The sequence below is a fragment of the Curtobacterium sp. MCLR17_036 genome (assembly GCF_003234445.2).
In the GTDB taxonomy this organism is placed as follows: domain Bacteria; phylum Actinomycetota; class Actinomycetes; order Actinomycetales; family Microbacteriaceae; genus Curtobacterium.
Genome location: NZ_CP126269.1, coordinates 2,553,075 through 2,576,085, shown reverse-complemented (window position 1 = coordinate 2,576,085; position 23,011 = coordinate 2,553,075). Strand labels below are relative to the sequence as shown.

The following is a 23,011-nucleotide window of genomic DNA, read 5'->3' as shown; positions in this document are numbered from 1 at the left end:
CACGATGACCGACACGCGCCCCGTCCCGCTCCGAGCGGTGCGGGGCGCGTCCGTCTCCGCCGTGCGGCTGCAGGGCGTCGACGTCGCCCGGGCGATCGCCCTGCTCGGCATGATGGCCGCGCACATCGGCGGCATCGCCGACGAGCTCGACTGGACGGCCCCGGGCACGTGGTCCGCGGTGGCGCACGGCCGGCCCTCCACCCTGTTCGCGGTCCTCGCCGGGGTGTCGATCGGACTGACGAGCGGCCGGACCGAACCGCCGGAGCCCCCGACCATCGGGCGGGTCCGCGCCCGGCTCGCGATCCGAGCGGTCGTGGTCGTCCTCATCGGCTTCGCACTCATGGCGCTCGACACCCCGGTCTACGTGATCCTGCCGACCTACGGTGCGCTGTTCCTGCTGGTGGTGCCGGTGCTCCGCCTCCGTCCGGCGGCACTGCTCGCCATCGCCGCCGTGTGCGCGCTGCTGTCACCCCTCGTCGCGCTGACGATCGCCCCCGCCTACTCGGGCGCCGACATGATCGGCGTCCAACTCGGTCTGGTCTACCCCGTGGTCACCTTCCTGACGTACGTGCTGGTCGGTCTCGCGGTCGCGCGGTCCGGTCTGGAGGCGCGGGGCCGGCAGGTCGCGCTCCTCGCGTCCGGCAGCGTGGCCGCGGTCACCGCCTACGTCGCCGGTGCGCTCCTGGCGCCGACCCCTCCCGATGCTGCGTGGGCGTTCCCCGGTGTGCCGTACGCGGGAGAGGGCTCCACGCCCGCCGAGGCCCTCGCGCAATTCTTCCTGTCGCCGCGCGACCACTCGTCGTCGATCGTCGACGTCGTCGGGACGACCGGTGTCGCGGTCGCGGTCATCGCCCTCTGCACCCTGGTGTTCGACGGGCACGGCCGTACCGCCGAGCGCATCGCGTTCCCGCTCGCCGCGGTCGGGTCGATGCCGCTGACGATCTACTCGGGGCACCTCGTCGTCATCGCGCTGCTGCCCGAGTACCCGGAGTCCGGCGCGGCGTGGGGCTGGTTCGCCCTCGGTTCCGTGGTGTTCGCGATGCTCTGGCGTCGGTTCCTCGGGCGCGGTCCGCTCGAGCGTGTGGTGGGAGCCCTGGCCGGCCTGGTCCCGGTGCGCTGACGCTCTCGGTGCGCTGACCCACCCGGTGGGCGCGGCAGCCCGCGGTGGACGTGAGCGCCTGCCGGGCTGGTGGTGGCCCGCCGGTCGGGTGCCGCGCCTCCCGGCTGTCCGCACGTTGCGTCCCATTGCGCGCGACGTAGGAAGAAGAATCGCGCGTAGGGGGACGGAACTCCCGCCCTCCGACGCGCGGAAGACCTGACCACGCGCGGAACTGCCACCCACGCGCGGAACTGCAACCACCGCGCGCCCCCGCGCCGTTACTGCAGCGCCGCCGTGAGCCGCGCGACGTTGTCGAGCACCTGCGAGCGGCGCGGGCGGTCGAGCCAGGCGTCGAGCGTCAGCTCGAAGCTGTGCTCCTTGTAGGCCTGCTGCACCTCGCGCAGCGCGTCGACGAAGCGGTGGCCGCGGACCATCACGGAGACCTCGAGGTTCAGGCTGAAGGACCGCATGTCCATGTTGCTCGAGCCGATGACCGAGACCTCGTCGTCGATCGTGAAGTGCTTCGCGTGCAGGATCGTCGGAGCGCGGTACAGCCAGATGCGGACGCCGGCGCGCAGGAGCGCCTCGTAGTAGGACCGCTGCGCGTGCCAGGTCATCGCGTGGTCGCCGAGCTCGCCGACGAAGAGCTCGACCTCGACGCCGCGCTGCGCGGTCGTGGTGATCGCGTAGAGCATCGAGTCGTCGGGCACGAAGTACGGCGAGGTGATCGACACCTTCTCCTGCGCCGAGTAGAGCAGCGCGTTGAACAGGCGCAGGTTGTTCTCGCCGTCGAAGCCGGGGCCGGACGGCACGACCTGGCAGTCGAGCGCGTCACCGCGGTCGGCGCGCTGGACGGGATCGCTCTCGCGCAGCAGCAGCTCGTCGGTCTCGCTGTACCAGTCGGTGACGAACAGGGCGTTGAGGCCAGCGACGACCGGGCCCTCGAACCGGGCGAACAGGTCCTTGTAGACCATGCCCTTCTCGATGTGCGACTTCAGGTCGTACGAGGCGTCGATCAGGTTCTGCGACCCGGTGAACGCCACCGATCCGTCGATGACCATGATCTTCCGGTGGTTGCGCAGGTCGGGGCGCTGGAACTTCCCCTGCAGCGGCAGCAGCGGGAGCATGAGGTGCCACGCGATGCCGGCCTGGTCGAGGAACGCGAGCGTGTCCTTGTAGCCGGGGTAGCCGCGGCTGGCCCAGTGGTCGAGCAGGAACCGGACGGTGACACCGCGGGCCTGCGCCCGTGCGAGGGCGTCGAAGAACGGGCGCGTGGTGTCGTCGAGGGTGGCGATGTAGAACTCGACGTGCACGAACCGTCGGGACTGGTCGATCGCCCGGGTCATCTCGGCGATGGACTCCACTGAGTCCGGGTAGAGCTCCGCGGAGTTGCCACCGACGAGCGGCATGGCACCGAGCTCCCGGTTCAGGCGGGTGACCCCTTCGAGCCAGCCCGGCCACGGGTGGTCACGACGGACCCGCTCGATGCCCTCGGTCTGCTCGAGGATGTACGCGTTGATCTCGGTCTGCTTCTCGCGGCGGGCGCGGGGCAGCTTCGTCGACCCGATGACGAGGAAGACGATGAAGCCGATGTAGGGGATGAGGAAGATCGCGAGCAGCCAGGCGGTCGCGGTCTGCGGCTTGCGGTTGATCGGGACGTAGATGATCGAGAAGACGCGGATCGCCAGGTCCAGCAGGACGAGCAGGACGGTGATCGCGACGGTGAGCCAGTGCTCCACGGGGTGCCGGTGTCGGTCGTCGTTCGGGCGCTGCGCGTCAGCGGAAGTTGATGTACTGCAGCGGCACGTCGAACTCTTCGCCCTTGAGGAGCTGGATCGTGTTCTGCAGGTCGTCGCGGCTCTTCGAGGAGACCCGGAGCTCGTCGCCCTGGATCTGGCTCTTCACCGTCTTCGGGGCGTTCGCCCGCAGGAACGCGCCGATCTTCTTCGCGACGTCCTGCTCGATGCCGTTCTTGAACTTCACCTCGATGCGGTACTCCTTGCCCGAGGGGTAGGGGTCGCCGGCGTCGAGGCTCTTCAGGCTGATGTTCCGCTTGATCGCCTTGCTCTGCAGGACGTCGAGGACGGCCTTCGCACGCTCTTCCGAGTTCGCCTTGATGAGGACGTCCTCGCCGCTGAACGCGATCGACGCGTCGGCACCCTTGAAGTCGTACCGCTGTTCGATCTCCTTGGCGGCCTGGTTGAGGGCGTTCTCCGCCTCCATCTTGTCGACCTTGCTGACCACGTCGAAGGAACTGTCTGCCATGCCGGACAGCCTATCTGCGGACAGGAGGCCCGGTTCCAGCCCGTCGGATCGGCCCACGTGGTCACGACCACCGTCTCGGATCGGCTATGCTCTTGTGCGCGCCTTCGGTTGGTGATCACACCGGCTGGGTGCGCATGGCAAGTTACCCAAGCGGCCAAAGGGATCTGACTGTAAATCAGCCGGCGTAGCCTTCGGGGGTTCGAATCCCTCACTTGCCACCATAGGAACGGCCCCGTCCACTGCGGACGGGGCCGTTCGTGTTCCGGGAGGATGGGGGCATGTCCTCCGATCCCACACCGTCCTGGTTCGCCGACCTCGCCGAGTCGATCGCCGTCGAGGCGGCGACCCTCGCTGCCCGACGACGCGCCGAGGGGGTGGAGGTCGCCGACCGGAAGTCGAGCATCGTCGACGTCGTCACCGCCGCCGACCGCGAGGTCGAGGCCCTCATCCGAGAGCGGATCGCCGCCGAGCGTCCGGACGACGCCTTCCACGGTGAGGAGTCCGGCTCCGCCACCGGGTCCTCGGGGTACACGTGGGTGGTCGACCCGATCGACGGCACCGTCAACTACCTCTACGGCAGCGCCGACCACGGCGTGAGCATCGGGGTGGTGCGCGGCGACCCGGACCCCACGACGTGGGAGCCGGTGGCCGGCGTCGTCGTCATGCCCGCGACCGGGACCGTGTTCCGTGCGGCCGTCGGCAGCGGCGCGACCCGCGACGGGGAGCGGCTGACCGTCGCCTCGCCCGCGTCCCTGGCCGAGACCCTCGTCGCGACGGGGTTCGGGTACACGGCCGACCGCCGCCGCGAGCAGGTCCGGGTCCTGGCCGGCCTCATCGGCGAGGTCCGGGACATCCGGCGCGGGGGAGCGGCGTCGCTCGACTGCTGTGCGGTCGGCGAGGGGCGGGTGGACGCCTACTACGAGCGCGGCATCAACCCGTGGGACATGGCGGGCGGGTCCGTCGTCGCGGCCGAGGCCGGCGCCGTGGTCCGGATCTGGGAGGCCGGCGACACGCGGTCCTTCCTCTTCGCGAGTCCCGCCGTGGCCGACGACCTCGAGGCCCTCCTCCGCCGTCTGGAGGCCGACGCCCTGGCGGACTGAGCCCGGGTCCCCAGGTCTGGGGGGCCGTCCTGGTCGTCCGGGTGATTGGCGGCGTGCGACGTCCTTTGCTAGCGTGCTCAGGTCCCGTTATCTGCTCGTTACCTCCGAGCGCATCTGCCCCGATCAGGATCGCCACCGCACACATGCCGCACTCCCCGCTCTCGCCCGCCGTCACCCCCGGTCCCGTCGACGCCACCACCCCGGTCGTCCACCTGACCCGACGAGCCCGGATCGAGGCGGAGCGGGCAGCCGCGAAGGGAACGGTGGCGACCGCCGCGGACACGACGGCGCGGTCCTCGCGGGCGGCGTCCGACCGGCCCGCGGCACAGCGCGCCGTGGTACCGACCACGCCGGCGGCCCCGGTGTCGCCGGTCGACCTGGCTCCGACCTCCCCGGCCGCGCCCACCCGTCCGGCGTCCCGGATCGCGACGCCGCCGGCTCCGTCGTCGCCCGTCGTGGCCCCGGTGTCGTCGCCGTCGCGCCGTGGTACGGCCCCGACGGCCCGGGGTGCCGGACGCCGCGGGACCCGCCCCGTGCAGGTGGACCGTGCCACCCGGCACATCGCAGCGACCGCACCGTCGAGCCGACCGACGGCGACGACCGGCTCGTCCTTCCGCCGGACCGCCTCGCGCGTGACCGCGGTCGGCGCCCTGCTCTTCGCCGCCGGGCTCGTCGTCTCGACCTCGCTGCCGGCGCAGGCGCTGTGGGTGCCGGAGAGCGGTTCGACCGCGGCCCGGGCCAGCGCCGGTGCGACCCAGTCGCTCAGCGTGGGCGACACCGCGGCCGGTTCCACGTCGCGCGACCAGTACACGGTGTCCGACGTCACGCAGTACCAGCACGTCGACGCGTCGAGCTTCACGAACGACCCGGCCGGCTCCATCCAGTGGCCCTTCCTGACCGGCGTGCCGATCACCTCGGGCTTCGGCGGACGCCAGGTCGCGGGCTGCTCGTTCTGCTCGACGAACCACATGGGCGTCGACTTCGCGCCGGGCGAGGGCACCCCGATCCGGGTGATCGCCTCCGGCACGGTCATCAAGGTGCAGGCGAACGACGGCGGCTTCGGCAACGACGTCTGGGTGCAGCACGACGTCGACGGCAAGCAGTTCGTCAGCGTCTACGGCCACATGGAGGACAACTCCTTCCAGGTGGTCACCGGTCAGCAGGTCACCGTCGGTGACGTCCTCGGTCTCGTCGGCAGCACCGGCAACTCGACGGGCCCCCACCTGCACCTCGAGGTGCACGTCGACGGGGTCCCGGTGGACCCGCTGGCGTGGCTCGAGGCCAACGCGGACTAGGGGTCCTCGGCGCGGCACGCCCGGGCGTCACGCCCGGTTCCGGACCAGCGTCGGAGGTCTGCTATCCTCGTGTGGTGCCGTTCGCGGCACATCGCCCCGATAGCTCAGTGGTAGAGCACTTCCATGGTAAGGAAGGGGTCGTCAGTTCAATCCTGACTCGGGGCTCCGACCCGGTGCGCGTGTCGCTCCGGATCTCTGGCGGGGTAGCTCAGTTGGTTAGAGCACACGACTCATAATCGTGGGGTCGCGGGTTCAAGTCCCGCCCTCGCTACCGCAAGCCCGGCGATCTGCTCGCCGGGCTTTCGTCGTTCCCGGGCTTTCGTCGTTTCCGGGCACGAGTGCCGTCGGCACCAGGACCCGGCCGGCCCGTCCGGCTCGGCTCCGGGTCACGCCGGAGTCAGTGGCGGCGGTCCGTCCGGCCGAGCAGGATGCCGGCGGCCCGCAGCGCGCGCTCGAGCCCGGTGGCCACCTCGTGCCACGCGGCCTGGCGTCGGCTCGCCCCGATGCTCCCGCCCGAGACGGCGGTCCCGTGCGCGGCACGGCGCAGCGTGATCGTCGTGGCGGTGCCCGTCACCGTGGTCGACACCTCGTAGCGACGGAACTCGCGGGACGGGTGCACGAAGACGCCGAGCAGGATCGTCAGCAGACGGTTCCCGGTCGTCGCGGTGATCGTCCCGCCGGAGCGTTCGACCTGGTGGCCGGACCGCCGCAGCACGGCTCCGGCGACCTCCATCGCGGTGCTCCGGTCGCCCGTGTGCACGGCGAACTCGGTGACGGCGTCCATCGTCCCTCCCCATCCCCGGAAGATCGGTGCCGGTTCCCCCCGAACCGACTCACCCCACAGTAACCGATCGCACCGGGGACCCGTCGGCGGCGCTCGGTAGACTGCCCTGCGTGTCAGTGAACCCCGAGCTCGTCGGCAGGACGTTCCCGCCGGCCCAGCCCTACCTGGTCGGCCGCGAGAAGGTACGCGAGTTCTCGCGTGCGGTGTTCGCGACCAACCCCGTCCACCACGACCCCGAGGCCGCGCGTGCCGCCGGCTACGACGACGTCGTGGCCCCGCCGACCTTCGCCGTCGTCGTGCAGGAAGCCACCCTCGCGCAGCTCCTCGCCGAGCCCGACGCCGGCATCGACTTCTCCCGCGTCGTCCACGGTGAGCAGTCGTTCACCTACGACCGGCCGATCGTCGCCGGCGACGAACTCACCGCCACGCTCACCGTCACGAGCGTCAAGACCCTCGGCGGCAACGCGATGGTCACCGCCCGGAGCACCATGAACGACGCCGCGGGGGAGCACGTCGTCACGGCGACCTCCACCCTCGTGGTCCGAGGAGACGACGCATGACCGCCGCACCCGCCACCACGCTCGAGGTCGGCACGGTCGTCGCCGAGCGCGACGTGCACCTGACCCGCGACTCCCTGGTCCGCTACGCCGGCGCCTCCGGAGACTTCAACCCGATCCACTACCGCGACGACGTCGCGACCTCGGTCGGTCTGCCCGGTGTCCTCGCCCACGGCATGCTCACGATGGGCCTCGCCGTGCAGCCGGTGGCCGAGTGGCTCGGCGACAGCGGTTGGGTGTCGGGCTACGGCGTGCGGTTCACCCGTCCCGTCGTCGTCGACCCGGAGCAGGGCGCCACGGTCGGGATCGTCGCCAAGGTCGGCACCGTCGACGACGACGGCCGTCCCGCCCGCATCGACCTCACCGTGACCGCCGCCGGGCAGACCGTGCTCGGCAAGGCGCAGGTCACGGTGGTGTTCCGCTGACCGTGACCGAGCCGGCGCTGGCCGACCTCACGACGCTCCGCGTCGGAGGGGCGGCAGCACGGCTGCTCACGGCGACGACCACCGACGAACTCGTCGAGCACGCCCTCGACGCCTTCGACGACCACGAGTGGCTCGTCCTCGGCGGCGGCAGCAACCTGCTCGTCGCCGACGGTGGCTTCGACGGCACCGTCGTCCTCGTCCGCACCACGGGTGTGGACGCCGACCGCGACGCCGACGGCGTCACCGTCCGCGTCGCCGCCGGCGAGCCGTGGGACCCGTTCGTCGCCACGACCGTCGCGAACGGCTGGACCGGGCTCGAGGCGCTGAGCGGCATCCCGGGCACCGTCGGGGCGTCGCCCGTGCAGAACATCGGGGCCTACGGGGTCGAGCTCTCCGACGTGCTCACCCGCGTCGAGTTCCTCGACGCGGCCACGGGGGAGCGCGCCTGGGTGCCGGCGGCCGAACTGGCGCTCGGGTACCGCACGTCGACCCTCAAGCATGGTCGGCGCGGCGTCGTGCTGACCGTCGAGTTCCGACTCGGCCTCGCCGGGCAGGACGGTGTGCCCGTCCGGTACGCCCAGCTGGCCGGCTCGCTCGGGGTGGAGCTCGGCGCACCCGTGCCGCCCGCGACCGTCCGCGACGAGGTCCTGCGACTCCGCGCGTCGAAGGGCATGGTGCTCGACGGGGACGACCACGACACCTGGAGTGCCGGGTCCTTCTTCACGAACCCGATCGTGTCCCCGTCCTTCGCCGAGACGCTGCCCGCCGAGGCACCGCGGTGGGCCGCCGGCGACGACGTCAAGCTCAGCGCCGCCTGGCTCATCGAGCACGCCGGCGTGCACCGTGGCTACGCGGTCCCGGGGTCGCGTGCGGGGATCTCGTCGAAGCACACCCTCGCGCTGACGAACCGCGGCGGCGCCACCGCGGCGCAGGTCGCCGAGCTCGCGCGCTACGTCCAGGTGACGGTCCTCAACCGGTTCGGGGTCGCGCTCGCCCCGGAACCCGTCGTGGTCGGCGACCTGCTCGACTGACGCGCCCGCCGGACCGGACGGACGCGCACGACGCTCCACGGGCCTCCCGGGAAGACGGAACGGGCCACCTCGACGAGGTGGCCCGTTCCGGTGTGCGGGGGACTACGCGAAGAACCGCGCGAGGCGGGCGACGCCCTCGGCGATGTCCTCGTCGCCCAGGGCGTAGGAGAGCCGCAGGTAGCCCGAGGGCCCGAACGCCTCGCCGGGGACGACCGCGACCTCGGCGTGCTCGAGGATCAGGTCGGCGAGCTCGAGCGTCGTGGTCGGGGTGGAGCCGGCCCACTCGCGGTCGAGCAGAGCCGTGACGTCCGGGTAGACGTAGAAGGCGCCCTGCGGCGTCGGCGTGACGAACCCGGGGATCGCGTTCAGCCCGGCGACGATCGCCTGGCGGCGACGGTCGAAGGCGGCGCGCATGTCGGCCACGGGCTCCTGCGGGCCCGTCAGCGCGGCGATCGCGGCGCGCTGCGACACGTTCGAGACGTTCGACGACAGGTGCGACTGCAGGTTCGACGCCGCCTTGACCGCGTCGGCCGGACCGATGAACCAGCCCACGCGCCAGCCGGTCATCGCGTACGTCTTGGCGACGCCGTTCACCAGGATGGTGGTGTCGGCGAGGGCCGGGACCTCGGCGAGGACGCCGGAGAAGCGGACGCCGTCGTAGACGAGGTCCTGGTAGATCTCGTCGCTGATCACCCAGATGCCGTGCTCGAGCGCCCACTCGCCGATGGCACGGGTCTGCTCGGCGCTGTACACCGCGCCGGTCGGGTTCGAGGGCGAGCAGAACAGCAGCGCCTTCGTCTTCGGGGTGCGCGCCGCCTCGAGCTGCGCGACCGTGACCAGGTAGTCCTGGTCGCTCCCGGCGAAGACCTCGACCGGTTCGCCGCCCGCGAGCCGGATCGCCTCGGGGTAGGTGGTCCAGTACGGGGCGGGGAGCAGGACCTCGTCGCCGGCGTCCACGATGGTCTGGAACGCCTGGTAGACGGCCTGCTTGCCGCCGTTCGTCACGATCACCTGCGACGGGTCGACGGTCGTGCCGGACTCGCGGGCGGTCTTGTCGGCGATCGCCTGCTTGAGCTCGGGGAGGCCGGTCGCGGGCGTGTACCGGTGGTTCTTCGGGTCCTGCGCGGCCTGGACGGCGGCGTCGACGACGTGCTGGGGCGTCGCGAAGTCGGGCTCGCCGGCGGCGAAGGAGATGACCGGGCGGCCGGCCGCCTTGAGGGCCTTCGCCTTCGCATCGACCTTGAGCGTCGCGGACTCGGCGATCGCGGCGATGCGGGACGCGATGCGCGGCCGATCCGTCGGCGCGGCAGCGGAGGTGGTGGTGGACTCGGGGCCGGGGGCTGCGGTGCTCACGACGTCGAGCCTACCGGCGCGGCACGCCGTGGAGGCGGCCGAGTGGACACCGTGTGACGGACTCCCGTACACTCGACCACCGGAACGCGGATCGGTGACGAGCGTGCGTTCTGAAGGGCGGTGGCTCAATTGGTAGAGCAGCGGTCTCCAAAACCGCAGGTTGCAGGTTCGAGTCCTGTCCGCCCTGCACATCTGGAAGGGTAAGCACTTGGCGAGCAAAGACATGGAGACGACGGCGGACGACGTCGTCGCCAAGGCGAAGCAGGACCGGGCCGAGCGCCGCGGTCCGATCGCCGCCATCGTGCTCTTCATCCGTCAGGTCTTCGGCGAACTGCGCAAGGTCGTCACCCCGACCCGCAAGGAACTCTTCAGCTACACGGGCGTCGTCCTCGTCTTCGTCGTCGTGATGATGGTGCTGGTGTCGATCCTCGACTTCGTGTTCGGTCTCGGCGTCGGCTACGTCTTCGGCAACGGTCCGACGGCCTGACCCGGACGTCGGCCGCCGAGCGCGGCAGACCCGAGGAGTACGGTCGCCCGAGACGGGTCCGATCCTGATCCGGACCGCCCGCCACCCCGACCCGCACCACCGAACGGAAAGAATCGACTGTGTCTGACTACTCCCGCGACGACATCGACCTCGCGACGGCTGCCGAGCAGTCCTCCGAGGTCGAGGAGAACCAGGAAGGCGACGTCGAGACCGCCGAGGGGCGCTCTGTCGAGTCCGCTGAAGAGCGTGCGATCTCGATCGAGGACGAGGACGACGAGTCCCTCGGGTTCGGCTCCGAGCCCGACGACGGCACCGTCGACACCGGTCTCGACGAGGCGCTGACCGCGCTGCAGGAGTCCCGCGACCCCGCGGCGGACGCGGTCGTCGACGACGCACTCGAGGTGGACACCGCCGACGAGGCCGAGGCCGCTGTGGAGGCCGTCGAGGACGAGGAAGAGGTCGAACTCGAGGCCGAGGCCGCCGAGGCCGCGAACGAGACCCTCGCCGCCGACGAGGCCCTCGAGACCGAGGGTGCAGAGGGTGCCGCGAGCGACGAGGACGCCGACGCGCCCGAGGCCGACCCGTACGACGCCTTCAAGGCCGAGCTCCGGATGAAGCCGGGCAAGTGGTACGTCATCCACTCCTACGCGGGCTTCGAGCGCCGCGTGAAGTCGAACATCGAGAACCGCATGGTCTCGATGTCGATGGAGGACTCGATCTACCAGGTCGAGGTCCCGATGGAGGACGTCGTCGAGATCAAGAACGGCCAGCGCAAGCTGGTCACCCGCGTCCGCATCCCCTCGTACGTGCTCGTCCGCATGGACCTCAACGAGGACTCGTGGTCGGTCGTGCGCCACACCCCGGGCGTCACCGGCTTCGTGGGCAACGCCCACAACCCGACGCCGCTGCGCTTCGACGAGGCGTTCGGCATGCTCAAGTCCCTCGTTCAGGTCGCCGAGGCCGCCCCGACCAAGGGTGGCTCGAAGGGCAGCGGCTCGCTGCAGGCGCAGCCCGCCGCCGAGGTCGACTTCGAGATCGGCGAGACGATCACCATCAAGGAGGGCTCGTTCGCGGGCCTGCCGGGTTCGATCTCCGAGATCAAGCCGGAGAGCGGCAAGCTCACGGTCCTCGTCTCGCTGTTCGAGCGCGAGACCCCGGTCGAGCTCAGCTTCGACCAGGTCACCAAGCTCTAGTACACTTAACGGGTTTGGGCCCGCGCGCCTCGTGCGAGCGGGCCTTCACCGCTGTCCGGATCCGCCGGACCAGCGGGAGAGTGCACGGGTCCCCGTGCGTTCGATTCCAGGAGGAAGACAAGTCATGGCACCGAAGAAGAAGGTCACGGGCCTGATCAAGCTGCAGATCAACGCGGGAGCCGCCAACCCGGCCCCCCCGATCGGTCCGGCGCTCGGTCAGCACGGCGTCAACATCATGGAGTTCTGCAAGGCGTACAACGCGGCGACCGAGTCGCAGCGTGGCAACGTCGTGCCGGTCGAGATCACCGTCTACGAGGACCGTTCGTTCACGTTCGTCCTGAAGACCCCGCCGGCCGCCGAGCTCATCAAGAAGGCTGCTGGTGTGCAGAAGGGGTCGTCGACCCCGCACACGGTCAAGGTCGCGAAGATCTCGATGGACCAGGTCCGTCAGATCGCCGAGACCAAGCAGGCCGACCTCAACGCCAACGACATCGAGCAGGCCGCGAAGATCATCGCCGGCACCGCGCGCTCGATGGGCATCACGGTCGAGGCCTAAGCACCGATCGGGCTCCGGCCCACCACCAGACACCTTTCCGTGGGAGAGCCTCGCCGGCTCGCCAACCACGTATCTCGCAAGGAGACCACCATGGCGAAGAAGTCCAAGGCCTACCAGGCCGCGGCCGCGAAGATCGAGGCCGACAAGTTCTACACCCCGACCGAGGCCGTCGCCCTGGCCAAGGAGACCGGTTCCTCGAAGACCGACTCCACGGTCGAGGTCGCGCTGAAGCTCGGCGTCGACCCCCGCAAGGCCGACCAGATGGTCCGCGGCACGGTCATCCTGCCGCACGGCACGGGCAAGACCGCCCGCGTCATCGTGTTCGCGACGGGTGCGGCTGCTGAGGCCGCCATCGCCGCCGGTGCCGACGAGGTCGGTGGCGACGAGCTCATCGCGAAGGTCGCCGAGGGCTACACCGCCTTCGACTCCGCCGTCTCGACCCCGGAGCTCATGGGCAAGGTCGGTCGTCTCGGCAAGGTGCTCGGCCCGCGTGGCCTCATGCCGAACCCGAAGACCGGCACCGTGACCCCGAACGTCGCGCAGGCCGTCAACGACATCAAGGGCGGCAAGATCGAGTTCCGTGTCGACAAGCACGCCAACGTGCACTTCGTCGTCGGCAAGGCCTCGTTCACGCCGGAGCAGCTCGACGAGAACATCTCGACCGCGCTCGAGGAGATCAACCGCCTCAAGCCGTCGTCCTCGAAGGGCCGCTACGTCATGAAGGGCGCCGTCTCGACGACCTTCGGCCCCGGCATCCCGCTGGACGTCAACAGCATCTGATCCTCGATCAGCTCAAGGAGGACCCGCACCGGTTTCGGTGCGGGTCCTTCTGCGTCCGGCACCGGAGCGCCCGCTAGCGTGGAGTGGTGCGCACCCTCGTGAACTCGTTGCGGCTCATCGCCGTCATCGCAGCCATCGCCGCCGTCGTCGGACAGTGGCTCGCCAGCTCGGAGGTCGCCGGCTACAGCCCGTGGAACTTCTTCGGCTACTTCACCATCCAGTCGAACATCATCGTGGCGGTCGCCTTCGCGGTGACCCTCGTCGTGGCTGCGCAGCGGAAGCGCGCGCAACTCGGGGTCAGCCTGCTCCGTGGTGCGGCGACGGTCTACATCGCGACGACGGGGATCGTCTACAACACGCTCCTGTCGGACGTCGTGGCGGCCGACACCGTGCCGTGGTCGAACGAGCTGCTCCACCGGGTCATTCCCGCGTACGTGGTGCTCGACTGGCTGCTGTTCTCGGACCGGTCGCGGCTGCTGTTCCGGCACATCTGGTGGTTCGTGCTCTACCCGGTCGTGTGGTCCGTGGTGGTGCTGATCCGTGGCGCCACCGACGGGTGGGTGCCGTACCCGTTCCTCGACCCGGCGCAGGGCTACGGCATCGTGACGATCTACTGCATCGGCATCGCGGTGTCGATCGCGCTGCTCGGTGTGCTCGTCGTCGGGATGAGCCGGCTGCGGCTGGTGAAGCTCTGACGCGGGTGCAGGGCTAGGAGCGGAAGCCGCGCAGCTTGTCGAGCACGAGGTCGGCGAGCTGCACGAGCCCGCGGATCTGGTCGTCGTCACGGTCGACCCAGCGGCACTCCGGCTCGTCGGCGACGGGGACGAACCCGTCGTGCCGTTCCCACACGAACAGGGTGCGGTCGGCGCCGAGGACGTACTGCTGCCACCAGACCTGCCGCAGGTAGTGGCGGGGGATGCTCCGCCAGCCCTTGCCGGTCGTCTTGATCTCGGCGAGCACGACGCGCGAGGACCCGTCGACCCCGACGCCGTCGGGGGTGGCCAGGTGCGCGCGGTTCGTGGCGGCGTGGAACAGGTGTGCGGAGGGCTGGATGCCGTGGGTGGCGGCCACCCAGGCGGCGATGTGCGGCTCGCGGTCCTTGCCGTGTTCGGTGAACGCGTTCCCGGAGAACCGCGAACCGTAGCGCTTCTCGGTGACGACGGACTCGACCGCGTGGAGCGACGCGAGCCGTGCGACGTCGGTCGCCGTGATCCCCGCGGCACGCGCGCGCAACCAGGCGACACGGTCCGAGGAGTGCGCGACGATGCGGTCGGTGTGCCCGCGCAGGGCGGTGAACGCGTCGTGCCCCGGGACCGCGGTCGGCGCGGCGGAGACGGACTCCACCTCGAGCCCCGGGTCCAGGTCGCCCCACAGGGTGGGCTGCACGATCGTCACCACACGATTGTCCCCCCGTGCACCGACGTCACGAAACCGACGCACCGATCGGACGCGGCCCACCACACTGCCGTGCCGGACCACCGACGCCGGGGCGCTGCACCGGCCCCGTCCGTCAGGACACCAGCTGCCGGCCGTCGGCGACGGTCACCAGCGCGTCGACGCCCGTGGGGGAGAGCGCGTACCCGATGGCGAGGGCCGCCGCGCCCTGCAGTGCCGCGAGCGACCCGGAGCGGGACTGCGCGATCACCAGGTGCTCGGTGGCGAGCGGCATCGAGCGGGAGTACACGACCTCGCGGACGCCGGCGAGCAGGTGTTCGCCGGCCTGCGTGATCGATCCACCGAGGGCGATGACGGACGGGTTGATGAGCGAGACGCAGGTGGCGAGCACCTCGCCGATGTCCCGCCCGGCCTGCCGCACGGCCGCGATGGCGTCGAGGTCGCCCCGGTTCACCAGGTCGAGCACGTCTGCGCTCGAGTGCACGTCGTGGCCAGCGGCGCGCAGGCCCCGGGCGATCGCCGGCCCGGAGGCCACGGCCTCGAGGCACCCGGTGTTGCCGCAGCGGCAGGGGGCGTCGCCGGCGCGGGCGACGCGGACGTGTCCGATGTCCCCGGCGGTGCCCTGCGCGCCCCGTTGCAGCCGCCCCTCGGACACGATGCCGGACCCGATGCCGGTGGCGACCTTCACGAAGAGCAGGTGGTCGACGTCCGGCCAGCCGTGCTGCCGTTCGCCGAGCGCGGCGATGTTGACGTCGTTGTCGAGCAGGACGTGGGCAGCGATGTGCTGGCGCAGCCACGCGGGAACGTCGAAGCCGTCCCACCCGGGCATGATCGGCGGGTTCGCCGGGCGGCCGGTGGAGAACTCGACCGGGCCGGGCACGCCGATGCCGATGGCGACGACGTCGTGGCGGGAGTGGCCGACCTCGCCGAGCAGGTCGTCGATGGTGGACACGAGCCAGGTCAGCGTGGGGACGGGGCCGGCGGCGATGTCGATCCGCGCCTGGCGGCTGGCGAGCGGCGCACCGACCAGGTCGGTCACGGCGACGCGGCCGTGCGAGGCGCCGAGGTCGGCGGCGACGACGAGGCGGGCGCGCGGTCGCAGCGCCACCTGCGCCGGGGGACGGCCGCCCGTCGAGACCGCGGTGTCGACCGGGCCGACGAGTCCGACGTCGACGAGCGCGTCGAGGCGCACGCCGATGGTGGAGCGTGCGAGTCCCGTCAGGCTCGCGAGCTCGGCCCGGGTCCGCGGCACACCGTCGCGGAGGATCTGGAAGAGCTCGCTCGTCCCGACCGGAGGCGACGCTGCCGTCCGAGTCAGATCGACCATGGGCCGAGTGAAACACACATCGAACGGGCCACGCAACGAAGTGCGTCGAGATCGCGCGAACTTCTGCTTGACCGCCGACAGAAGCGGTCATAGTGTGACGCTCGGTCAGTGACGACCGCACCATCTCGACGAGGAGAACCCCTGGTGACCCAACCGCTCTCGGTCCAGCTCTACACCGTCCGCGATGCCCTCTCGGCCGATCGGCCCGGCACGCTCCGGCGACTCGCCGACATCGGCTTCACGGACGTCGAGGCCTTCGGGTTCGTCGACGACGCCGACGGACTGGCCGCGGCACTGCGCGACGCCGGGCTCACCGCCCCGAGCGGGCACGCACGGCTGCTGGACGCCGGTGAGCAGGACCTCGAGCGGATCTTCCACGCGAGCACCACGATCGGCCTCGGCACGCTCATCGACCCGCACATCGACGAGTCGCGCTGGACCACCCGCGAGGACGTCGAGGCGATCGCCCGCGAACTCAGCGCCCTCGCCCCGCGCGCCGCAGACCACGGCCTCGTGCTCGGCTACCACAACCACGCGTTCGAGTTCTCGAACCGCATCGACGGCGTGAGCGCCTACGAGGTCTTCGCCGACGCCCTGTCCGACGACGTCGTGCTCGAGCTCGACACCTACTGGGTGCAGGTCGGCGGGGACGACCCCGTCGCGATCATCGGCAAGTACGGCGACAAGGTGCAGTTCCTGCACGTCAAGGACGGCGACGGGTCGCACAACGACAAGCGACAGGTCGCGGTCGGCAACGGCATCATGCCGGTGCGCGAGATCGTCGCCGCGGCGCCCGACGCGCAGCACGTCGTCGAGCTCGACGACCACGACGGCGACGTCCTCCAGGCCGTGGCCGACTCGTACACGTTCCTCGAGGGGGTCCGCGCATGACCGACACCACCGCCGCCGGCACGCAGTCCGCGGCCGCCGAGACGACCCGCACCGGCCCGGTCGGCGTCGGCGTCATCGGCGCCGGGGTCATCTCCGACCAGTACCTCTCGAACCTCACGGTGTTCCCGGACGTCGCGGTCCGGTTCATCGCGGACATCGACCTGCCCCGTGCCGCCGCGCAGGCCGAGAAGTGGGGCGTCCCGGGATCGGGCACGGTCGAGGAGCTCCTGGCCGACGACGACGTCGAGATCGTCGTGAACCTGACGATCCCGGCAGCGCACGTCGAGGTCGCCCTGCAGGCCCTCGCCGCCGGCAAGCACGTCTGGGGCGAGAAGCCCTACGCCCTCGACCGCGAGAGCGCCGCCGCGCTCCGTGACGCCGCCCGAGCCGCCGGCCGGACCGTCAGCGTCGCCCCCGACACGTTCCTCGGCGCCGGTCTGCAGACGGCACTCCGCACCGTCCGCGAGGGCCGCATCGGCCGTCCGCTCAACGGTCTGACGCTGTTCCAGAGCCCCGGTCCGGAGTCGTGGCACCCGAGCCCCGAGTTCCTCTTCGCCCACGGCGCCGGTCCGCTGTTCGACATCGGCCCGTACTACATCACGACCCTCGTGCAGGCGTTCGGCCCGGTGCAGCGGGTCACCGCGACCGCGTCGAAGTCCCGAGCGACCCGCACGATCGGTTCCGGACCGAAGGCCGGCACGGAGTTCCCCGTCGAGGTCCCGACGAACCACTCGGCGCTCATCGAGTTCGAGGACGGCGGCAGCGCCCAGAGCGTCTTCTCGTTCGAGTCGGACCGCGGTCGCACCGGCTTCGTCGAGATCGCGGGGGAGACCGGCACCGTCGTCTTCCCCGACCCGAACGACTTCGACGGCGACACCGAGCTGTACGCACTCGGCGCCGAGGCGCCCGAGTCGATCCCCGCGGTCGGCTCGACGTACACGCGCGGCACCGGCGTGGTCGACCTGGCCCGCTCGCTCCGTGCCGGCGAGGAGAACCGGGTCCCCGGTGCCCTCGCCTTCCACGTCCTCGACGTGATGGTCTCCATCGCCGAGGCGGCAGAACGTGGTGAGGCGGTGCTCGTCGAGAGCACCGTCGCACCCTCCCCGACCCTCCCCGAGGGTTGGGACCCCGCAGCGTCGACCCTGGCCTGACCGCCGGTCCGGCAGGTGCCCGTCCGACGACGGGCGGGCACCGACGGGACGACCCGCACGCACCACCGCAGCACCCACAGCACCACCGACAGCACGACACCACCACCTCCTGCACCATCTCAACGACGAGAAAGTAGAGAGTCATGCGCACTGTCATCCGCGCACTGGCCATCACGGCGGCCGCCGCCCTCACGGTGACCGGCCTCACAGCCTGCTCCTCCGGGTCGTCCGGAGCCAGCGACCCCAAGACGCTGACCTACTGGGCGTCCAACCAGGGCACGTCGCTCCAGAACGACAAGGAGGTGCTCACCCCCGTCCTCGAGAAGTTCACCAAGGAGACCGGGATCAAGGTGAACCTGCAGGTCATCGGCTGGAACGACCTGCAGACCAAGATCCAGACCGCCGTGTCCTCGGGCCAGGGCCCGGACGTCGTCAACATCGGCAACACCTGGGCGACCTCGCTGCAGGCGACCGGCGCGTTCCAGGAGTTCGGCGACTCCGAGATGAAGGCCATCGGCGGGGCGGACAAGTTCGGCAAGGTCGCGCTCTCCACCGGCGGTGCGCCGGGCAAGACCGTCACGAGCGTCCCGCTCTACGGCCTCGCCTACGGCCTGTACTACAACAAGGCGATGTTCAAGGACGCCGGTCTCGAGGCCCCGACCACCTGGGAGGACCTGACCGCCGACGCCAAGAAGCTCACCACCGGCGGCAAGTACGGCTTCACCATCGCCGGTGGCTCGTACACCGAGAACGCGCACTTCGCGTTCATCACCTCGGCGCAGAACGGCGGCGAGTGGTTCGACAAGGACGGCAAGCCGACCTTCACCGACCAGGAGAACGTCGACGGCATCAAGCGCTACCTCGACCTGATGCAGACCGACAAGGCCGTCAACACGTCGAACGCGCAGTACGACAACGGCACCCAGGCCGTCTCGGACTTCGCCAACGGCAAGGCTGCGATGATGCTCACGCAGAACAACGCGAACGCCACGATCACCTCGCAGGGCATGGCGTCCGACGAGTTCGGCGTCGTGCCGTTCCCGACCACCGCCGACGGTCAGGACATCGCCTCGTTCCCGGCGGGCATCAACCTGTCGGTCTTCAAGAACACGAAGAACAAGGACGGCGCGCTGAAGTTCGTCGAGTACATGACGAGCGCCGACACGCAGGCCACGCTCGACAAGCCCTACTCGGCCCTGCCGGTGCTCGCCGCCGCAGCCGACTCGGTCACCGACGAGCAGACCAAGACGTTCCTCGACATCTACAACAACAAGGCCAAGCCGCTCCCGCTGGTGCCCGCCGAGGACCAGTTCGAGTCCACGGTCGGCAAGGCGATGAACGACATGTTCGCCAAGATCGCCACCGGCGGCACCGTCTCCGACAGCGAGATCAAGTCGGCGCTGCAGACGGCGCAGGACCAGGTCTCCCAGTCGATCGGCTGACCCGGTCAGGAGGCCCGGTGCGCGTCCGCAGGACCGCACCGGGCCTCCGCCCCCCACCTCCAGAGCCGACCACCAGTCGGCAGTGAGCCATCGGTCTCACGCATGCCGTGCCTCCCGTCCGCCCGTTCCCGGCCGGGGGTGCGAAGCACCCGGATCCCTCCTGCCGAAAGGCCCTGCCCATGTCCACGACGGTCCTGCCCGACTCCGAGCAGATCGACCTGACCCACACGAAGGCCCCGACGACGTCGGGCCGTCCGCCGGGTCGCAAGCGCTCGTTCCAGTGGCTGCCGTACGCGCTCGTCGCGCCGGCGATCCTGTTCGAGCTGCTCATCCACATCGTGCCGATGCTCACCGGCATCTGGATCTCGTTCATCCAGCTCACGAAGTACTTCATCGCGAACTGGGGTGCTGCCCCGTTCGCCGGGCTGCGCAACTACCAGCTCGTCGTCGACTTCGACCAGGCCGTCGGCAAGGGCGTACTGCACTCGTTCCTCATCACGTGCGCCTTCACCGTGCTCGTGGTCGGCCTGTCGTGGACGTTCGGGATGGCCGCCGCGGTCGCGCTGCAGAAGCCGTTCCGCGGCCGCGGGCTCTTCCGCACGTTGTTCCTCGTGCCGTACGCGCTGCCGATGTACGCCGGCATCATCACGTGGAAGTTCATGTTCCAGCGCGACTCCGGGGCGATCAACCACCTGCTGGTGGACCAGCTCGGGCTGTTCGGCGGCACCGGGCCGTTCTGGCTCATCGGCTCGAACGCGTTCGTGTCCGTCGTGGTCGTCGCCATCTGGAAGACCTGGCCGTTCGCCTTCCTCATGCTCATGGCCGGTCTGCAGTCCGTGCCGAACGACGTGTACGAGGCCGCGTCGGTCGACGGCGCGAAGCCGTTCCGCCAGTGGCGCTCGATCACGCTGCCGATGGTGCGCCCCGTCAACGTGACGCTCGTGCTCGTGATCTTCCTCTGGACGTTCAACGACTTCAACACCCCGTTCGTCCTGTTCGGCTCGACCGCGCAGCCCCCGGCCGCGGACCTGCTGAGCTTCCACATCTACAACGCGTCCTTCATCACCTGGAACTTCGGCTCCGGGGCCGCGATGAGCGTGTTGCTCCTGCTCTTCCTGCTCGTCGTCACCGGCATCTACCTCGCCGTGACCAACCGGAGGTCCGTCCGTGCGTGAGACAGTCGGCGCCAAGTCCTTCAAGATCGTGACCCTGGTCGTCCTGACCCTGTTCACGGTCGTGCCCCTCTACGTGATGATCACCACGGCCATCAAGCCGCTCGGTGACGTGCAGGACGACTTCACGTGGATCCCGACGAACATCACCATCCAGCCGTTCATCGACATGTGGACGACCGTGCCCCTGGCGAAGTACTTCGTGAACTCGCTCGTCGTCTGCACCGTCGCCACGGTGTTCTCGCTGATCATCGCGACGTTCGCGGCCTACGGCGTCTCGCGCTGGAACTTCAAGGGCAAGAGCACCTTCACCACCGCGGTGCTCTCCACCCAGATGTTCCCGGGTGTGCTGTTCCTGCTCCCGCTGTTCCTCATCTTCACGAACCTCGGGAACTCGCTCGGCATCCAGCTCGTCGGCAGCTGGACCGGCCTCATCATCACCTACCTGACCTTCACGCTGCCGTTCTCGATCTGGATGCTGGCGGGCTACTTCGAGACCATCCCGCGGGAGCTCGACGAGGCCGCGATGGTCGACGGCTCGGGGCCGATGGGAGCGCTGTTCCGGGTGATCCTGCCGTCGGCGCGACCGGGTCTCGTCGCGGTCGGCATCTACTCGTTCATGACGGCGTGGGGCGAGGTGCTGTTCGCCTCGGTGATGACGAACGGCGACGGGCAGACCCTGGCGGTCGGCCTGCAGCAGTACTCGACGCAGACGAACGTGTACTGGAACCAGATCATGGCGGCCTCGCTCGTCGTGTCGATCCCGGTGGTCATCGCGTTCCTCGTGGTGCAGCGCCAGTTCGTCGCCGGCCTGACCGCCGGTGCGGTGAAGTAGACCGGACCACCTGACGGGAGGCACGGTGCGGGTCGGACCCGCACCGCGCCTCCCGTCCGTCCGTGCGCCGGCGCGCACACGGCCCGCACCACGACAGGATGGGACCCATGAAGGAAGCGCGCGGACGGCAGCTGCTGCCGGGACAGACCAGCCGGGTGCACGTGTACGACCTCGAGAGCCGGACGAGCCGGCTCGTGTTCGAGTCGAGCACGCTGCTCGTCGAGGCACCGAGCGTGCTGCCGGACGGCAGGCTCCTGCTGAACGGCGGCGGTGACCTCTGGCTGCTCGAGCACGGCGGGACGGTCGTCGACGAGTCGGCACTGGTGCCCGTCCCGATGCCCGGTGTCCCGGAGATCAACAACGACCACGTGCTCGACCCCTCGGGCACCTCCGTCGTGGTGAGCGGTCGCGACGGCGACCTGTACCGGGTCCCGGTCCCGCTCGGAGGAGCCGCAGCGACGCTCACCGACGTCACCACCGCGCTGCCGGTCGTCCGGAAGTTCTACCTGCACGGCATCGCGCCGGACGGCGAGACCCTGGCGGCGATCGTCGGGGAGCACTCCGAGCAGGGCGTCTGGACCACCGACGTCGCACTCGTCGACCCCGCCACCGGGGACCCGACCTTCCTGACCCGCGACGAGCACCCGGACGACGGCGTCTCGTTCGCCGGCGACCTGCTCGTGTGGAACTCGGAGCGCTTCACCCCCGGCACGGCGCAGCTCGTCGCCCTGCGGCCGGGAGCGACCGACCCGGTGCGGATCACGAACGACGACCGGGTGAACTGGTTCCCGCACGTCTCGCCCGACGGCGCGCACCTGCTCTACCTGTCGTACGAGCCCGGCGTGCAGGGCCACCCCGCCGACCACCGTGTGGAGCTCCGGCTGCTGCCCGGCGTGCTCGTCCGCGGCGCCCGGATGGCGGTGCTGCCGGAGACCCTCGTGGTGCTCGACGGCGGGCAGGGCACGGTCAACGTCCCGCCGTGGTCGCCGGACTCGCGGTGGTTCGCGTACTGCGACTACCCGGTCGGCGGCTAGAGCGGGCCCGAGGGCCGGGCCCGCCCGCCGGCCCTACAGCTCGCGCACCTGACCCTGCTCGATGTACAGGCGACGCTCGGCCCGCTTCGCCACCCACGAGTCGTGCGTGACGATGACGACCGTCAGCCCGCGATCCGCCCACTGCTTCTCGATGAGGCCCATGATCTCGTCGCGGGTGCCCTCGTCGAGCGCACCGGTCGGCTCGTCCGCCAGCAGCACGCCGGGGTTCTTCACCAGGGCGCGGGCGATCGCGACGCGCTGCTGCTGCCCGCCGGAGAGCTCGGCCGGCAGGTGCTCCATCCGCTCGCCGAGCCCGACCTCGCGGAGCGCAGCCGTGGCCCGCTCGCGGATCTCCGGACGTGCTCGGTTCGCGAGCGACCCCGCGAACGCCGTCTCGACGTTCTCGAGCGCCGTCAGCGTCGGGATGAGGTTGAAGCTCTGGAAGACGAAGCCGATCTCCGTCGCCCGCAGGTCGGTCAGTGCACGGTCGCCGAGCTTCGCGACGTCGCGGTCGCCACCGAGGTGGATCGACCCGGCCGTCGGCCGGTCGAGCGCCCCGAGCATCTGCAGCAGCGTCGACTTGCCGCCGCCGGTCGGCCCCTGGACCGCCACGAGCTGTCCCTGCGGGATCGTCAGGTCCACGTTCGTCAGGGCGGTGACGGTGCGGTTCTTTTGCTGGTACGTCTTGCTGACGTTCGTCAGCCGGTACATCGGACCGGAGGCGCGGCTCGCCTCCGCCTGGCCGGGTGCGGCGTCGGTGCTGGTCACGGTCACTCCTCCTGGTCGCGTGCTCGGGGTCGGTGCGGTGCCGGCGTGCGGGCCGGCGGTCGGTGTCGTGC

General features: G+C 70.5%; 24 protein-coding genes and 4 tRNA genes. 21 read left to right on the top strand and 7 right to left on the bottom strand.

Going from position 1 to position 23,011, the window contains the following annotated elements; genetic code table 11:
* The first annotated feature begins 4 nt into the window (after nucleotides 1-4).
* Nucleotides 5-1,120, top strand: a complete 1,116-nt coding sequence (locus tag DEI99_RS11990; protein WP_111041032.1) for a heparan-alpha-glucosaminide N-acetyltransferase domain-containing protein — start codon at nucleotides 5-7, stop codon at nucleotides 1,118-1,120.
* 257 nt (nucleotides 1,121-1,377) lie between these two features.
* On the opposite strand, the gene cls is transcribed toward DEI99_RS11990, so the two are convergent.
* On the bottom strand, nucleotides 1,378-2,838 hold the full coding sequence (gene cls, locus DEI99_RS11985) for a cardiolipin synthase (protein WP_071261169.1): 1,461 nt from the start codon (nucleotides 2,836-2,838) through the stop codon (nucleotides 1,378-1,380).
* Between the two features lie 37 nt (nucleotides 2,839-2,875).
* Entirely contained in the window at nucleotides 2,876-3,364 is a 489-nt protein-coding gene (locus DEI99_RS11980) for a YajQ family cyclic di-GMP-binding protein (protein ID WP_071261171.1), read from the bottom strand.
* 136 nt (nucleotides 3,365-3,500) lie between these two features.
* Here DEI99_RS11980 and DEI99_RS11975 point away from each other — a divergent pair.
* The 5 genes from DEI99_RS11975 (at nucleotide 3,501) to DEI99_RS11955 (ending at nucleotide 6,030) form a co-directional block, all read left to right on the top strand.
* Nucleotides 3,501-3,585, top strand: a tRNA-Tyr gene (locus DEI99_RS11975).
* A 57-nt stretch (nucleotides 3,586-3,642) separates the two neighbouring features.
* Nucleotides 3,643-4,464, top strand: a complete 822-nt coding sequence (locus DEI99_RS11970) for an inositol monophosphatase family protein (RefSeq protein ID WP_111041031.1) — start codon at nucleotides 3,643-3,645, stop codon at nucleotides 4,462-4,464.
* 143 nt (nucleotides 4,465-4,607) lie between these two features.
* Nucleotides 4,608-5,759: a M23 family metallopeptidase gene (locus tag DEI99_RS11965; RefSeq protein WP_111041030.1), complete on the top strand. Its 1,152-nt coding sequence runs from the start codon at nucleotides 4,608-4,610 to the stop codon at nucleotides 5,757-5,759.
* A gap of 93 nt (nucleotides 5,760-5,852) precedes the next feature.
* Nucleotides 5,853-5,924, top strand: a tRNA-Thr gene (locus tag DEI99_RS11960).
* A gap of 32 nt (nucleotides 5,925-5,956) precedes the next feature.
* A tRNA-Met gene (locus DEI99_RS11955) sits at nucleotides 5,957-6,030 on the top strand.
* Between the two features lie 126 nt (nucleotides 6,031-6,156).
* Here DEI99_RS11955 and DEI99_RS11950 read toward each other — a convergent pair.
* Entirely contained in the window at nucleotides 6,157-6,543 is a 387-nt protein-coding gene (locus tag DEI99_RS11950) for a hypothetical protein (protein ID WP_111041029.1), read from the bottom strand.
* A gap of 110 nt (nucleotides 6,544-6,653) precedes the next feature.
* Here DEI99_RS11950 and DEI99_RS11945 point away from each other — a divergent pair, with 110 nt between their 5' ends.
* Genes DEI99_RS11945 through DEI99_RS11935 form a run of 3 tightly spaced genes read left to right on the top strand, consistent with a single transcriptional unit; the run spans nucleotide 6,654 to nucleotide 8,556 of the window.
* Nucleotides 6,654-7,103: a MaoC family dehydratase N-terminal domain-containing protein gene (locus tag DEI99_RS11945; protein ID WP_083404835.1), complete on the top strand. Its 450-nt coding sequence runs from the start codon at nucleotides 6,654-6,656 to the stop codon at nucleotides 7,101-7,103.
* A complete protein-coding gene (locus DEI99_RS11940) occupies nucleotides 7,100-7,525 on the top strand; it encodes a MaoC/PaaZ C-terminal domain-containing protein (protein WP_071262101.1) in 426 nt (141 codons plus the stop codon). Before DEI99_RS11945 ends, DEI99_RS11940 begins: the two co-directional genes overlap by 4 nt.
* A gap of 2 nt (nucleotides 7,526-7,527) precedes the next feature.
* A complete protein-coding gene (locus DEI99_RS11935; protein WP_111041028.1) occupies nucleotides 7,528-8,556 on the top strand; it encodes a UDP-N-acetylmuramate dehydrogenase in 1,029 nt (342 codons plus the stop codon).
* A 102-nt stretch (nucleotides 8,557-8,658) separates the two neighbouring features.
* Here DEI99_RS11935 and DEI99_RS11930 read toward each other — a convergent pair whose 3' ends face one another.
* Nucleotides 8,659-9,909: a pyridoxal phosphate-dependent aminotransferase gene (locus DEI99_RS11930; RefSeq protein WP_181434367.1), complete on the bottom strand. Its 1,251-nt coding sequence runs from the start codon at nucleotides 9,907-9,909 to the stop codon at nucleotides 8,659-8,661.
* Nucleotides 9,910-10,023: 114 nt separating this feature from the next.
* On the opposite strand from DEI99_RS11930, the gene DEI99_RS11925 reads away from it, so the two are divergent.
* The 6 genes from DEI99_RS11925 to DEI99_RS11900 all read left to right on the top strand — a co-directional run bounded on the left by DEI99_RS11925 (nucleotide 10,024) and on the right by DEI99_RS11900 (nucleotide 13,620).
* Nucleotides 10,024-10,096 (top strand) — tRNA-Trp (locus DEI99_RS11925).
* Between the two features lie 36 nt (nucleotides 10,097-10,132).
* Nucleotides 10,133-10,396, top strand: a complete 264-nt coding sequence (secE, locus tag DEI99_RS11920) for a preprotein translocase subunit SecE (protein ID WP_502867028.1) — start codon at nucleotides 10,133-10,135, stop codon at nucleotides 10,394-10,396.
* A gap of 119 nt (nucleotides 10,397-10,515) precedes the next feature.
* Entirely contained in the window at nucleotides 10,516-11,589 is a 1,074-nt protein-coding gene (nusG, locus tag DEI99_RS11915; protein WP_111041025.1) for a transcription termination/antitermination protein NusG, read from the top strand.
* Between the two features lie 124 nt (nucleotides 11,590-11,713).
* Complete coding sequence (gene rplK / locus DEI99_RS11910) at nucleotides 11,714-12,145, top strand: 50S ribosomal protein L11 (RefSeq protein ID WP_017888638.1); 432 nt, start codon at nucleotides 11,714-11,716, stop codon at nucleotides 12,143-12,145.
* Nucleotides 12,146-12,235: 90 nt separating this feature from the next.
* Complete coding sequence (gene rplA, locus DEI99_RS11905) at nucleotides 12,236-12,925, top strand: 50S ribosomal protein L1 (RefSeq protein ID WP_071261187.1); 690 nt, start codon at nucleotides 12,236-12,238, stop codon at nucleotides 12,923-12,925.
* 86 nt (nucleotides 12,926-13,011) lie between these two features.
* On the top strand, nucleotides 13,012-13,620 hold the full coding sequence (locus tag DEI99_RS11900; RefSeq protein ID WP_146247067.1) for a Pr6Pr family membrane protein: 609 nt from the start codon (nucleotides 13,012-13,014) through the stop codon (nucleotides 13,618-13,620).
* Between the two features lie 13 nt (nucleotides 13,621-13,633).
* Here the strand turns inward: DEI99_RS11900 and DEI99_RS11895 are convergent, their stop codons facing one another.
* Together DEI99_RS11895 and DEI99_RS11890 are read right to left on the bottom strand one after the other, a co-directional pair.
* Entirely contained in the window at nucleotides 13,634-14,320 is a 687-nt protein-coding gene (locus DEI99_RS11895; RefSeq protein WP_111041070.1) for a YqaJ viral recombinase family protein, read from the bottom strand.
* 115 nt (nucleotides 14,321-14,435) lie between these two features.
* Nucleotides 14,436-15,647 (bottom strand): ROK family transcriptional regulator, encoded by a 1,212-nt coding sequence (locus tag DEI99_RS11890; protein ID WP_181434366.1) that lies wholly within the window; start codon nucleotides 15,645-15,647, stop codon nucleotides 14,436-14,438.
* A 144-nt stretch (nucleotides 15,648-15,791) separates the two neighbouring features.
* On the opposite strand from DEI99_RS11890, the gene DEI99_RS11885 reads away from it, so the two are divergent.
* From DEI99_RS11885 to DEI99_RS11860, 6 genes are all read left to right on the top strand, one after another.
* On the top strand, nucleotides 15,792-16,538 hold the full coding sequence (locus tag DEI99_RS11885) for a sugar phosphate isomerase/epimerase family protein (RefSeq protein ID WP_111041023.1): 747 nt from the start codon (nucleotides 15,792-15,794) through the stop codon (nucleotides 16,536-16,538).
* Nucleotides 16,535-17,689, top strand: coding sequence for a Gfo/Idh/MocA family protein (locus tag DEI99_RS11880; protein ID WP_111041022.1), 1,155 nt, complete (start codon nucleotides 16,535-16,537; stop codon nucleotides 17,687-17,689). Before DEI99_RS11885 ends, DEI99_RS11880 begins: the two co-directional genes overlap by 4 nt.
* Nucleotides 17,690-17,832: 143 nt before the next feature.
* Entirely contained in the window at nucleotides 17,833-19,131 is a 1,299-nt protein-coding gene (locus DEI99_RS11875) for an ABC transporter substrate-binding protein (RefSeq protein ID WP_111041021.1), read from the top strand.
* 179 nt (nucleotides 19,132-19,310) lie between these two features.
* Nucleotides 19,311-20,306 (top strand): carbohydrate ABC transporter permease, encoded by a 996-nt coding sequence (locus tag DEI99_RS11870; protein WP_111041020.1) that lies wholly within the window; start codon nucleotides 19,311-19,313, stop codon nucleotides 20,304-20,306.
* Nucleotides 20,299-21,138, top strand: a complete 840-nt coding sequence (locus DEI99_RS11865; protein ID WP_111041019.1) for a carbohydrate ABC transporter permease — start codon at nucleotides 20,299-20,301, stop codon at nucleotides 21,136-21,138. Before DEI99_RS11870 ends, DEI99_RS11865 begins: the two co-directional genes overlap by 8 nt.
* A 107-nt stretch (nucleotides 21,139-21,245) precedes the next feature.
* A complete protein-coding gene (locus DEI99_RS11860) occupies nucleotides 21,246-22,172 on the top strand; it encodes a TolB-like translocation protein (RefSeq protein WP_111041018.1) in 927 nt (308 codons plus the stop codon).
* 33 nt (nucleotides 22,173-22,205) lie between these two features.
* Here the strand turns inward: DEI99_RS11860 and DEI99_RS11855 are convergent, their stop codons facing one another.
* Entirely contained in the window at nucleotides 22,206-22,883 is a 678-nt protein-coding gene (locus DEI99_RS11855; RefSeq protein ID WP_111041068.1) for an ABC transporter ATP-binding protein, read from the bottom strand.
* Nucleotides 22,884-23,011 lie beyond the last annotated feature (128 nt).